Raw genomic sequence first — 12,438 nt, 5'->3', positions numbered from 1 at the left:
ATATAGTTGTAAATTCTTTAGATAAATATAAGGAATAAAATAAGTTTATATAAATAAAAATACCACTACAAAATTTGAAATCAAGCTTGTAGTGGTATTTTGTGATTGAGATTTTAGTAATGAACATGAATTAAATGAAATCTTATATTATCATTACTCCAACCTAAGTCATAAGGAACAAGTAATCTATTGGTGTTATGACATGTAACTAATGGATAGCCTTTTGAGTCAAATCCAGTAACTGTTGATATATGAGTTATTCTGCCTTTCTTTTCATATGCAACAAAATCTCCAGGTCTCATATTAAATGCAGCTTTATATGTTTGCTGATAGGAGCCTTTGGCAATATATGAAGCTCTGCCACTTCCAACCATATAATTTTTAAATCCTTGCGCATTTAACCAAGCCTTAGTCCCTTCTTTTCCTGAGTAATTCCATAAACTATTTTTCTTGAATCCACCACCTTCAAAAAGAATTTGTGAAGCAAAATTTGCACAATCCCCACCATCAGGATTATGATCTTTATATTTTGAATTATACTTAAAAGTAAACTCTTCATCTTCAGATACTCCACAATATTTATGAGCGTACTCTATTGCCTTTGTTACTCTTTCACTTGGTACAAACTCTGGTTGTTTTTGAGATAATATATAATTTTTTATTTCATCAGATTTTATATTTTTTATATCAAGTGAGTCTGCAAAAGGGTCAGTATACCATTCCTTAGTGATAATATATCTATCATTTTCTTTCTTTAAGTTTAGGTAATGATTAGTTCCAAGTCTAAAATGATTAATAATATCTGGAGTATCTATATAATAATAATTAAAATCTGTTGCAACATCACAAATTACTCCATACAAACCAGGTTCTTTTTCAGCTACTTTTCTTATCCTTACAATAGATTTTAAATCTCTAAATTTAACTGCTTGTTTTTCTGACCAATTTATTAAATAGTTAGTTTTTTTAGCTTCACTTTCATATGCCCATAAACTTACTTTTATATTTAAATCATAAAATCCCTTTAATAGTTCACAATCTCCTGAAACTATTGCAGCATTTCTTTGTTCAAATAAATCTTCTAGTAAACCTTTGAACTCTTGTTTCATTTCTTCAGATGATAAATCATTATTTAAAAAATTAATAGCTTCCTCGTCTTCATTTAAATCTTCGGCAAAAATAGTAGAAAAGTGTAGTGTATTGAAAATAAATAGTGAAATCAAAATAAAAAAAATAAATTTATATTTAAGCTTCACAAATTTCGCCTCTTTCCTCTTTAAATTATATAAGTAGTTTATACAAAAGACGTTAAATTTATCTATAAGTTATTAGTATTTTGTATGGAGGTTTTTAGCAAATAAGTAATGAAAACATATAATAAAATATTATAAATTAAGTAAGGGGAAATTTATGAAAAGACTAAACTATCTTTATGATAATGCAATGGAAGTAAAATTTGATGATGGAGATAATATTGTGTTTATTTCAGATATCCACAGAGGTGATGGAACTTTTTATGATTCTCTTCTTCCAAACAGAAATATTTATAAGACGGCGCTTGCTTATTATTATAGAAAGGGTTTCACTTATGTTGAAGTTGGAGATGGAGATGAACTTTGGAAGAATAGAAATTTTAATGATATTGCATATTGCTATAGTGATATATTTAAATTGTTTAATAGGTTAAAAGAAGAAAATAGAATTTATATGATTTATGGAAATCATGATATAATAAAAAACAGGGAAAATTTTTATTATGCACAATATAGGGCATTAAGAAAAGTTGGAGCTGATTATGGAAAAAACTTTTTAAAGTTCATTAAAGATATTAAATTTTATGAAGGTATTAATTTTAAATTTACTCCAGTTAATGAAAAATTTTTAGTTACTCATGGACATCAAGCAGATCTAATAAATTGTGATTATTGGATGATATCACGATTTTTGGTAAGATATGTATGGAAATTTTTAAATGGATTAGCAGGATTTAATGATCCAACAAGCCCTGCTAAAAATAATAAAAAAGGAAGCAAAGTTGATAGAAAGCTTGAAAAATGGACAAAAGAAAATGGTAAAATGTTGCTATGTGGACATACTCATAATAGTAGAATGCCAGGAAGTCTTGAACCACCATATTTTAATGATGGATGTTGTGTGTTACCATATGCAATGACAGCAATAGAAATAGAAAGTGGAAAAATATCTCTTATAAAATGGAGCGTGGAATCTCAAGAATCAGGAGTTCTTTGGGCAAGAAGAAAAGTTATTACTGGTCCAGAAAATCTAGAAGATTATTTATTATGGGCTAGAAACGAGAGAATTAGAATTATAAATGATGCTAAAGAAGAAGAAGGAATTAAAATAAAAAATACAAAATAAAGGAGAGATATATATGAACTCAATTGACTTACATTGTGATACAGCTAGTAGATTATTATATGAAAACCTAAAGCTAAAGGAAAGTATTTGTAAAGTTGATATAAAAAAATTGAAGGAAGCAAAAGCATTAGCACAGGTTTTTGCACATTTTATAGAACTAAATATAGTAGATAATCCATATTTAGAATTTAAAAGAATGCATGAAATTTTAATGAAAGAATTAAAAGAAAATTATAATGATATTGAAATTGTAACGAATTTAAAGGAATTAGAAAGCGTTAATAATAAAGGGAAACTAGGAGCTTTTCTATCAATAGAAGAAGGTGAAGTGTTAGAAGGAAAAGTAGAAAGAGTAAAAGAAGTTTATGATATGGGAATAAGATTTATAACTTTAACATGGAATTTTCCTAATAGCATAGGCTATCCAAATGCAGGGTATAAATATAAAGATAATGGTTTGACTGCTAAAGGAAAAGAAATAGTTAATGAAATGGAAAGAGTTGGAATAATACCTGATTGTTCTCATTTATCAGATGGTGGATTTTACGATTTAGTAGATATATGCAGAAAGCCTTTTATTGCAACTCATTCTAATTCTAGAGAAATCACTAATCATTCAAGAAATTTAACAGATGATATGATAGTAAAATTAGCTAATAAGGGTGGTGTGATGGGATTAAACTTTTGTGCACCATTTTTAGGAAGAAACAAGGTTCCAACAATTGAATCCATGATAGCACATATTAAACATATAAGAAATATTGGAGGAATAGATGTACTTTCACTTGGAACAGATTTTGATGGAATTGAAAATGAAGTAGAAATTAGAAATATTGGAGAAATAGGAAAACTTAGAGATGCCTTAATAAAAGAAAATTTCACAAACTCAGAAATTGATAAGATATTCTTTAAAAATGTAAAAAGAGTGATTAAAGAGTGTTTATAATATAAATTAAAATTTAGGAGAAAAAGATGGAAAACTTACAAGGAAAAATAGCATTAGTTACAGGTGCATCACGTGGTATTGGAAAGGCAATCGCCGTTGAATTAGCTAAAGAAGGAGCAACAGTAATTATAAATTACTCAAAAGATGATGATGGTGCAGAAACTACATTAGCAGAAATAATTGCATTGGGAGGATATGGTAAATTATATAAGTGTAACATATCTGATTATGATATGAGCAAAGAAATGATTGACTATGTTATAGAATCCTTTGGGAAAATAGATATATTAGTAAATAATGCAGGAATATCTACTATAGGATTATTTATGGATTCTTCAAAAGAGGATATAGATAATGTAATGGGAATAAATATTCTTGGAGCTATGTACTTAAGTAAACATGTACTTCCACATATGATTTCAAAAGGGAAAGGAAATATAATTAATATATCTTCTATATGGGGTGATGTTGGAGCTTCATGTGAAGTAATATATTCTACTTCAAAAGGTGCAATAAATTTATTTACTAAATCACTTGCTAAGGAAGTTGCGCCAATGGGAATAAGAGTCAATGCAATTGCGCCAGGAGTAATTAATACAGAAATGAATGCATTTTTATCAGAAGATGAAAGAAGTGAATTAGAAGAGGAGATACCAATGGGGAGATTTGGTGAGACGGACGAAATTGGAAAATTGGTAGCCTTTATATGTAATGATTCATGCAAATATTTAACTGGACAAATCATAAAAGTTGATGGAGGACTTATTTAGAATTAATATTAGGTAATTGATAATAGACATAAACTTCTATTTAAGTTTAAAAGCTTCTTTAAGTAAGTAAAATCAATGGTTAAAAAGGATGTCGCGAAACGCGACGCCCTTTATAAAAATAAGAGATTAACTTTATAAAGGCAATAAAGCCTATTTGAAATTGAATAAATTCATTTTAAATAAAAATAATATGTTAAAGTGATATTCAATACTATAAGTTAGTATGAAAAAGCCTATAATTATTTTTTATATTTCTTAAATATTTTCTTTATTGATATTACAATAAGTTTTACAAGTAAATAGACAAAGAATATATAAATAAAACCATATAAGCCATAAGCAATATCAGCAAATTCCATATTACCTCTATTTGTTAGTTTTTGTTGTATTTCTATAGCAAAAACTATAACTATCATTACTGTTAATGTATATATAAAAGATATTGCTGTAATGCTATATCTAGCAAGTTTTTTAAATAAAATTTGTGTTATTCCAAATATGATAATTCCTATTAAAGCCATGAATATAAAGTGGAGTTGTTTGTCATTTAATGGATATCCAGCTATGCTAACAATATCTAAAACTTTATCATGTAAGTCATTAATAATGCTAGCTATTAATTTCAATATTTCTACCATAGATATTCCCCCTATGTTTTTTATCATTTATTATATCATTAAATATAACAATTTACTAATTTTGTATAATAAATATACTTTGAATATCTAATGTTTAACTAAAGAAGGTTTACAGAATATTATAAATTAGATATAGTTTAATTAGATAAAAGAAAATAAATAGAGATTTTGTTAAGAGTTAAAATAGAACTCTTAAAAGAGAAAGGACTTAATAATATGGGAAAAGTATTAGTACTAGCAGAAAAGCCTTCTGTTGGTAGAGATATAGCAAAGGTTCTAAAAAGTAATCAAAATAAGGGATCATATATTGAAGGAAGTAAGTATGTAATAACTTGGGCGTTAGGCCATTTGGTTGGTCTTCAAGATCCAGAAGGTTATGATGAAAAATATAAAACTTGGAGAATGGAAACCCTTCCAATGTTACCTAAGTATATGAAGCTAACAGTTTTAAAAAAGACATCTAAGCAATTTTATGAAGTGAAAAAGCTTTTAAATAGAAATGATATTGAAGAAATAGTAATAGCTACAGATGCTGGTAGAGAAGGTGAGCTTGTAGCAAGATGGATTATAGAAAAGGCAGGAGTTAAAAAGCCTATAAAAAGACTATGGATATCATCTCAAACTGATAAGGCGATATTAGATGGTTTCAAGAACTTAAAGCCTGGAAGCCACTATGAAAACCTATATAAGGCAGCAGTATGTAGAGCAGAAGCTGATTGGATAGTTGGACTTAATGCAACAAGAGCTTTGACATGCAAATATAATGCGCAACTTTCAGCAGGAAGAGTACAATCTCCAACTTTAGCTATGATAGTTGATAGAGAAGATGAAATAAAGAATTTTAAACCAAAAGACTTTTATACTATATCTGCAAAAGCAAATGGAATATCCCTTCAGTGGATGAATAGTGATAATAATTTAAGGATTTTCAATGAAGAAGTAGCAAATAAGATTTTAAATAACTTAAAGGGACATGATGCTAAAGTAACATCTATAACAGAAACTCCTAAAAAGAAGTTTTCACCAGCTTTATATGATTTAACAGAGCTTCAAAGAGATGCAAATAAAATATGGGGATATTCAGCAAAGCAAACTTTATCAATAATGCAAAGGCTTTATGAAAATCATAAGATATTAACATATCCAAGAACTGATTCTAGATATATATCTACAGATGTTGTTTCAACTATTCCAGAGAGATTAAAAGCAATATCTATTGGTGAATATAGAATGGCAGCATCTGAAATATTAAAGGGAAAAATAAGTGCTAATAAAAGCTTTGTAGATAATAGCAAAGTTAGCGATCACCATGCAATTATACCGACTGAACAAAAGCCAAACTTAAGTAATTTAAGTTCAGAGGAAAGACATATATATGACCTTGTAGTTAAAAGATTTCTAAGTGTTTTAATGCCTCCATTTGAATATATACAAACAAACATTAAAGCAGAAATAAATGGAGAAAATCTTGTTGCAAAGGGGCAAGTTATAAAATCAAAAGGCTGGAAAGCTTTATATGATAAAGAAATAATAGATGATAATTCAAAAGAAGATGATTTAAAAGAGCAGGTGCTTCCAAAGCTTAATACAGGAGATATATTAAAGATAAATTCAGTAGATTTAAATAAAGGGCAAACTAAACCACCAGCTAGATTTAATGAAGGAACTCTTTTATCAGCTATGGAAAATCCTCAAAAATATATTAGTGTAGATAAAGATTCTGCTAAAACATTAAACGAAACAGGTGGGCTTGGAACTGTTGCAACTAGAGCAGATATAATAGAGAAATTATTCAATTCTTTTGTAATAGAAAAGAAAGGTAAAGAAATAATACCTACATCTAAAGGAAGACAGCTTATAGATTTAGTTCCAAAAGAGCTTAAATCACCATTATTAACTGCAAAGTGGGAAAAGAGATTAGATGGAATAAGTAAAGGAAAAGAAGATTCTAATTTATTTATAAAAGAAATGAGAAATTATGCTGTAGCATTAATAGAATCTATAAAAGGAACTGATAGTAAATTTATTCATGACAATAAAACAGGTAAGAAGTGTCCTAATTGTGGCAAATACCTTTTAGAGGTAAAAGGTAAGAATGGAGTCATGAATGTTTGCCAAGATAGAGAATGTGGATATAGAGAAAATGTAAGTAGAACTACTAATGCTAGATGTCCAGAATGTAAAAAGAAATTAGAACTTAGAGGACAAGGAGAAGGTCAAATTTATGTTTGTCCTAATACTAATTGTACATTTAGAGAAAAGGCTTCAGTATTTAATAAAAGATTTAACTCTAAGTCTGATAAGGTAAATAAAAAAGAAGTAAACAACATAATGAAGAAGATGAAAAAGGAAGCTGAACAGACTTCTGTTGAGGATAATCCATTTTCAGCTTTACTTGGAAAAATTAAATAGATAAAACTTTAATTAAATGCTATAAATGAACATTCAAATGTTTATTTATGGCATTTTTAAATTATGAAGATTTATTAATCATTTATAAATTGGATTTTTAACAAATTTAATAAAGTGATGAAATGAAAAATAGTATGTAATTTAATAAAATAAATATAATTAAAAATATTCAAAATTATTTAGTTCTGCATATATAGATAACATAATGATATATATTATTATTAAAATATTCTTTGCTAAATATATTCGTGACGAACTAAATTTAGCACCGCATCCTTTCTATTTCTGCGAGTTTTAAAAAGAAGATGACTCGATTTCTGTACGTCTTTTTTCAGATTTTAATTTTTCTATTTTGGTCATTATTTTAATATAATATCGTTTATTTTATCTTTTATCTTTCAATATCTGAATTAATAATGCATTAAGGAGTAAAAAAAGTATAAAAGAACAATGACTTTTTAATTAAATTAAATAAATATTGAAAAAATTAATATTTATTTAAAAATATGAAAGAAAGTTCTAGTTTGCAAATAAATAAATCAATTATATAATAAATAGGAATCAAGAAAAAATTGTAATAAATGTTAGAAAAGAGGGATAATATGAATAAAATGTAAAGAATCTATAATATGGAATTTAACAAGGAGCTGTGTTTGGAATTGTAGATTCTGTTGTGTTGCGCAAAATGCACAGGAGGAATGGAAAAAGTAAATGTAAATAAAGATCCTAAATTCAAGTATGATAATGAACTATCATATGAAGAAAAAATAAAAATAATAGATCAATTAGAATATGGAAAATATAGAATAGACTTTTCAGGAGGAGATTTATTGATAGATCCTCTTAACCTTGATGTAATTGAATATGCATCAGAAAAACTTGGTAGTGAAAATGTTGGAATTAGTATTTCAGGTAGATTTGTAGATGAAGAAATGATTGAAAAACTAAAAGGAAAATTCATTTTTCGTATATCCACATTTTGTTACACTTAGTAACAAGTGGATTGATAACAAATGTGTTATCGAAGTTTTTATTAAGAAAGTGGAAAAGAGATAAATGGTACACACCTGTGGACTCCATGAAAATGGCCGTTTTCATATTAAACTCTTCTTCCACTTTTTTTATTTCTTTTAATAAGTGGTTGAAGCCATTAACATCATTCTTTATTCTAAATGGCTTCTTGAAAACATCTCCGTTGGGTGCAAGTATTGCAACATAAAAAAAATCTGCTGAAACATCAATTCCTACTGTAGGACTATTAAAAAATTTAGATATTGTAAATATCTCCTTTAAATTTAGTTTAGAGATAGAATAGAAATTCAAATCTATCAGTTAGCCTATAACGTTGTTTGTGACATGGGTAATTCCCAAAGGGAAACCCAACCAGAGCTAAACATAGAAATCTACCTGATGGAAAGATACGCTAATTTGCGGGTATAGGCTCATAAAGCTTCCCAGGAGGATTACATCTATCATATATTTAGAAGTATTATACTAAAATATATTTAATTTGGTTAGGCCCCAAAATGGATTTAAATAGAAAACCATTATTACAAAATATATGCGTTCTGCATCTGAAGATGCTAGACGAGATATATTTAAAAATATGAATATTAAAATAATGATATGAATTAATGTTCGTTAGAAATACATTAAGTTTTCTATAAAATGTTATATCTATATCATACAAGGAGAATAGCAAATGAAGTACTCAAGAAATGTAAAAATGTTATTAATTGTATCGATATTTATGAATTTGAGTTTATTTACTCCAATAGAAACCGTATATTTCACAACAAAAGGGGTTCCAGTACAGATTATTTCTTTACTAAATTTAATAGTTCCAATAGGATGTGCAGTATTAGAAATACCAACAGGAATAATAGGTGACTGCATTGGAAGGAAAAAAACATTATCTGTTGCAATGGGGTGTTTTGCTCTTTCAAGTTTTTTACTTATTTTTTCTAACTGTGTTCCTATGTATTTTATTATATATTTAGTTGAAGCAGTTGGATGGAGTTTCTTTTCTGGAAATACAGATGCAATAATAGTAGAAGATGTAAAGGGAACTAACCTTAATTTAGGAGCACAGTTTTCTTTCTTTTATGCAGGCTTTAGTATTGCGCCAATAATAGCAGGGATGCTTAATTCCACAATACTTAAGAATGCAAATGGCGATACATATAGGATGTTAATAATCTTAACATTTATTTTTAAGTTTTGTTCGTTCATCTGTACAATATTTTTAAAACTTAAAAGTGATATAAGTAAAGGCTCAAATGAAGCAAAAATAATATTTTTTTCTTGTTTGCGTAAGGTTTTATTAGAGAAGGAATCAATTTTTATAGTTTTTTATGAAGCATGTGGGAGACTACAATATTATATACCAGTTCTTACACAAACTATGTTAAATAGAAATGGATTTGATATAAAGTTATTTGGAGTTTTATACACGTTAATTACAATAATAACTGCAGTAGCACAATTTTTTGCTAACAAGATTTTGGAAAAGACTAACAATAGATTTGTGCTTAAAAATTCTATGATTCTTCTAGTATTTTCAGTAATGCTGATGATATCAAATAATAATATTTTGATAATTTTAGGATTATTATTAATTTCAATAGTAGGTCCTATAAGAAATTTACCATTAACTTTAATAAAGAATAAAGAAATTGAGGATGAAGTACGTTCAACTTATTTATCGATAATATCATTTTTAGTATTAACATTAAATTTTGTAGTGTTATCAATTGTAGGATTTATATTCTCATATAGCAGAGTTTGTGGACTAGCAGCGTTAATGGTGGTAATTTTTATAGGCGGAGCTATTAGCGTAAATAAAATTTGTTTAGAGGGAGATAAATAAGGAGTATACATGAATGAATATATAATTAACACATTAAAAAAGAAAAAGTTATGTTCGATTGCTACATTTAATGGGGTATTTATAGATAATGCGGTAGTGTTTTATTTATCTCAAAATTTTAATATTTATTTTGGAGCATATAATTATACTACAAAATGTAAATTTATAAATGTTAATAAGTTAGTTGCATTAACTATAGGAAATATACAAATACATGGAAGATGTGTAAAAATAGGTAAGAATAGTTTAGAATATGAAAAGATAAAAGCAGAATATTTAGAGAAGTTTCCTTACTATGGAGAATATTTAAGGGATAAGAATAATTATTTATATAAAGTAACTCCTTTAGTATTGTGGATGTACGATAATAGAAAAAGTGGTATGAATCGAGAAAAAATAATATTTAATGAAGAATATTATAAAAGAATTAAACCATATGATTATGTTGAAAACATACAATTAGATTATTTTAAGTATGTTTAAGAAAGAATGGTGTAAAGTGAAACTATATAATAGAGAAGTAAATGATTTATTGACAAAATCAAAATTGCCAGATGCTGATTATGTAATTAATCCATACATAGGATGTACGCATAAATGCATATATTGTTATGCTGAGTTTATGAATAGATTTGCTCGTTGTTCAGAAAAGTGGGGAGAATATATAATAGTAAAAGATGCTAAAAAGGATATTAAGTGCAATGATATGGAAGAAAAAACTATACTAATTAGTTCAGTTACTGATCCGTATAATTCTATAGAGAAAAAATATAGAAAAACAAGAATGGTTCTAGAACAGTTAGTAGATTCAGAGGCAAATATTGAAATATTAACAAAGTCTAAAAATATGTTAGATGATATTAAGATAATAAAAAAAATTAAAAATATAAAAGTAGGAATCTCTATGAATACTATAGATGATACGTTTAGAGAAAAAATTGAACCATGTGCAAGTTCAGTTGATGAAAGAATTAATACTTTAAAGGTATTACATGAGAATAATATAAATACATATGCATTTATATCTCCAATTTTCCCAGGGATAACAGATTGTAAAAAGATAGTGGATAGTGTTAAGGAATATGCTGATTATGTTTGCTTTGAAAATTTGAATCTAAGAGGAAATCATAAAAAGGTAGTCTTAGATTTTATAAGTACGAATTATCCTGATTTAATGGATTTATATAATAATATTTATGTTAAAAAGGATTTAAGCTATTGGGAGAACTATCAGAAAGATTTAAATAACTATTTAGAATCATTAGAAATAGATTGTAAATATTATTTCTATCATGACAAAATAAAAAAACAATGATAATAAAATAATAGAAAGGATAATTATAATGAAGATAGGTGTAAATTATGATGTAAAAGATTTTGAATGTATAGAAAAACTAGAAAAATATGATTTTGTAGAAATATCAGATTTTATATTTCCTGAAAGAATACTAGATGCAGAAAAGATACTTGAATCAGCATTCAATAGAAAAAATAAATTAAATATTCAATGTTTGGAGGGACCTATTCGTGATATTAAACCAGAATCAGGCGATCCGAAAATAAGACAAATAACTGTAAATAGATTTAGCATCAAAATATAATATAAAGTATGTAATGTTTTCAACTACTTTTGATAATTTGGTTAAGTTTGATTTTTATTCTGAAATGTGGCTAGAAAGAAATGTGAAATTATGGAAAGAAATAATAGAATATGCAGAAAAGAAAAATGGTATTTGTTTATATTGTAATGTTTGGGATGAAAGCCCATACTTATTAAAAGAGTTAATTGTAAGGATGTTGTGTGGTGTATACAGACGTTCGATAAAGGTGATACTCAGGAATCAATAAACTTATTAAGATCATTTATAAAAGACATATAAGCCAGACAGGAGAAGAAGATTTCTTACAAAATCATCACAAAACTTGTGGGGATTTTTGTAATATTAAAAATAAGTTAATAAAGATAAATTCAGTAGATTTAAGTAAAGGTCAAACTAAGCCACCAGCTAGATTTAATGAAGGAACTCTTTTATCAGCCATGGAAAATCCTCAAAAATATATTAGTGTAGATAAAGATTCTGCTAAAACATTAAACGAAACAGGTGGGCTTGGAACTGTTGCAACTAGAGCAGATATAATAGAAAAATTATTTAATTCTTTTGTAATAGAAAAGAAGGGAAAAGAAATTATACCTACATCTAAGGGAAGACAGCTTATAGATTTAGTTCCAAAAGAGCTTAAATCACCATTATTAACTGCAAAGTGGGAAAAGAGATTAGATGGAATAAGTAAAGGAAAAGAAGATTCTAATTTATTTATAAAAGAAATGAGAAATTATGCTGTAGCATTAATAGAATCTATAAAAGGAACTGATAGTAAATTTATTCATGACAATAAAACAGGTAAGAAGTGTCCTAATTGTGG

General features: G+C 27.0%; 13 protein-coding genes and 1 pseudogene. 11 read left to right on the top strand and 3 right to left on the bottom strand.

Going from position 1 to position 12,438, the window contains the following annotated elements; translation table 11 throughout:
- Positions 1 to 113: 113 nt before the first annotated feature.
- Positions 114 to 1,208, bottom strand: coding sequence for an amidase domain-containing protein (locus I2E83_RS02780; RefSeq protein WP_347708052.1), 1,095 nt, complete (start codon positions 1,206 to 1,208; stop codon positions 114 to 116).
- 202 nt (positions 1,209 to 1,410) lie between these two features.
- On the opposite strand from I2E83_RS02780, the gene I2E83_RS02775 reads away from it, so the two are divergent.
- From I2E83_RS02775 to I2E83_RS02765, 3 genes are read left to right on the top strand one after another with little or no spacing between them, the layout of a single operon-like run.
- Positions 1,411 to 2,379 carry a metallophosphoesterase gene (locus I2E83_RS02775; RefSeq protein ID WP_195428462.1) on the top strand — a complete coding sequence of 323 codons (969 nt, stop codon included), beginning with the start codon at positions 1,411 to 1,413 and terminating at the stop codon, positions 2,377 to 2,379.
- Positions 2,380 to 2,392: 13 nt separating this feature from the next.
- Complete coding sequence (locus I2E83_RS02770) at positions 2,393 to 3,325, top strand: dipeptidase (RefSeq protein WP_195265560.1); 933 nt, start codon at positions 2,393 to 2,395, stop codon at positions 3,323 to 3,325.
- A 26-nt stretch (positions 3,326 to 3,351) separates the two neighbouring features.
- Positions 3,352 to 4,095 (top strand): SDR family oxidoreductase, encoded by a 744-nt coding sequence (locus I2E83_RS02765; RefSeq protein WP_195428461.1) that lies wholly within the window; start codon positions 3,352 to 3,354, stop codon positions 4,093 to 4,095.
- Positions 4,096 to 4,334: 239 nt separating this feature from the next.
- On the opposite strand, the gene I2E83_RS02760 is transcribed toward I2E83_RS02765, so the two are convergent.
- The gene (locus I2E83_RS02760) at positions 4,335 to 4,733 is read right to left on the bottom strand and encodes a hypothetical protein (RefSeq protein ID WP_195428460.1); all 399 of its coding nucleotides are present in this window, start codon (positions 4,731 to 4,733) and stop codon (positions 4,335 to 4,337) included.
- 216 nt (positions 4,734 to 4,949) lie between these two features.
- On the opposite strand from I2E83_RS02760, the gene I2E83_RS02755 reads away from it, so the two are divergent.
- Positions 4,950 to 7,145: a DNA topoisomerase III gene (locus I2E83_RS02755; RefSeq protein WP_195428459.1), complete on the top strand. Its 2,196-nt coding sequence runs from the start codon at positions 4,950 to 4,952 to the stop codon at positions 7,143 to 7,145.
- Positions 7,146 to 7,843: 698 nt separating this feature from the next.
- Positions 7,844 to 8,137: a hypothetical protein gene (locus I2E83_RS17950; RefSeq protein ID WP_195428458.1), complete on the top strand. Its 294-nt coding sequence runs from the start codon at positions 7,844 to 7,846 to the stop codon at positions 8,135 to 8,137.
- On the opposite strand, the gene I2E83_RS02745 is transcribed toward I2E83_RS17950, so the two are convergent.
- Positions 8,103 to 8,468 carry an IS110 family transposase gene (locus tag I2E83_RS02745; RefSeq protein WP_243249536.1) on the bottom strand — a complete coding sequence of 122 codons (366 nt, stop codon included), beginning with the start codon at positions 8,466 to 8,468 and terminating at the stop codon, positions 8,103 to 8,105. The two genes, I2E83_RS17950 and I2E83_RS02745, sit on opposite strands and share 35 nt — an antisense overlap.
- Before the next feature lie 379 nt (positions 8,469 to 8,847).
- Between I2E83_RS02745 and I2E83_RS02740 the strand changes: the two genes are divergently transcribed.
- The 6 genes and pseudogenes from I2E83_RS02740 to I2E83_RS02715 all read left to right on the top strand — a co-directional run.
- Positions 8,848 to 10,014: an MFS transporter gene (locus I2E83_RS02740; protein ID WP_195428456.1), complete on the top strand. Its 1,167-nt coding sequence runs from the start codon at positions 8,848 to 8,850 to the stop codon at positions 10,012 to 10,014.
- Between the two features lie 9 nt (positions 10,015 to 10,023).
- Positions 10,024 to 10,497 (top strand): hypothetical protein, encoded by a 474-nt coding sequence (locus I2E83_RS02735; protein ID WP_195428454.1) that lies wholly within the window; start codon positions 10,024 to 10,026, stop codon positions 10,495 to 10,497.
- Between the two features lie 16 nt (positions 10,498 to 10,513).
- Positions 10,514 to 11,329, top strand: a complete 816-nt coding sequence (locus I2E83_RS02730) for a radical SAM protein (RefSeq protein WP_195428452.1) — start codon at positions 10,514 to 10,516, stop codon at positions 11,327 to 11,329.
- A gap of 28 nt (positions 11,330 to 11,357) precedes the next feature.
- Positions 11,358 to 11,615 (top strand): hypothetical protein, encoded by a 258-nt coding sequence (locus I2E83_RS02725; protein WP_195428450.1) that lies wholly within the window; start codon positions 11,358 to 11,360, stop codon positions 11,613 to 11,615.
- Between the two features lie 13 nt (positions 11,616 to 11,628).
- Positions 11,629 to 11,862, top strand: coding sequence for a hypothetical protein (locus I2E83_RS02720; protein ID WP_195428448.1), 234 nt, complete (start codon positions 11,629 to 11,631; stop codon positions 11,860 to 11,862).
- 97 nt (positions 11,863 to 11,959) lie between these two features.
- Positions 11,960 to 12,438: pseudogene (locus I2E83_RS02715) on the top strand (DNA topoisomerase); the annotation flags it as partial.

The organism is Clostridium sp. D46t1_190503_E9 (assembly GCF_015555225.1).
Classification (GTDB): domain Bacteria; phylum Bacillota; class Clostridia; order Clostridiales; family Clostridiaceae; genus Clostridium.
The sequence above is the reverse complement of the archived record's forward strand: the minus strand, read 5'-3'. Positions and strand labels throughout refer to the sequence as shown.

Coding starts and splice junctions, on each gene's coding strand:
- I2E83_RS02775 (WP_195428462.1), top strand. CDS start 1,411: ATGAAAAGACTAAACTATCTTTATGATAATGCAATGGAAGTAAAATTT.
- I2E83_RS02770 (WP_195265560.1), top strand. CDS start 2,393: ATGAACTCAATTGACTTACATTGTGATACAGCTAGTAGATTATTATAT.
- I2E83_RS02765 (WP_195428461.1), top strand. CDS start 3,352: ATGGAAAACTTACAAGGAAAAATAGCATTAGTTACAGGTGCATCACGT.
- I2E83_RS02760 (WP_195428460.1), bottom strand. CDS start 4,733: ATGGTAGAAATATTGAAATTAATAGCTAGCATTATTAATGACTTACAT.
- I2E83_RS02755 (WP_195428459.1), top strand. CDS start 4,950: ATGGGAAAAGTATTAGTACTAGCAGAAAAGCCTTCTGTTGGTAGAGAT.
- I2E83_RS17950 (WP_195428458.1), top strand. CDS start 7,844: ATGGAAAAAGTAAATGTAAATAAAGATCCTAAATTCAAGTATGATAAT.
- I2E83_RS02740 (WP_195428456.1), top strand. CDS start 8,848: ATGAAGTACTCAAGAAATGTAAAAATGTTATTAATTGTATCGATATTT.
- I2E83_RS02735 (WP_195428454.1), top strand. CDS start 10,024: ATGAATGAATATATAATTAACACATTAAAAAAGAAAAAGTTATGTTCG.
- I2E83_RS02725 (WP_195428450.1), top strand. CDS start 11,358: ATGAAGATAGGTGTAAATTATGATGTAAAAGATTTTGAATGTATAGAA.
- I2E83_RS02720 (WP_195428448.1), top strand. CDS start 11,629: ATGTTTTCAACTACTTTTGATAATTTGGTTAAGTTTGATTTTTATTCT.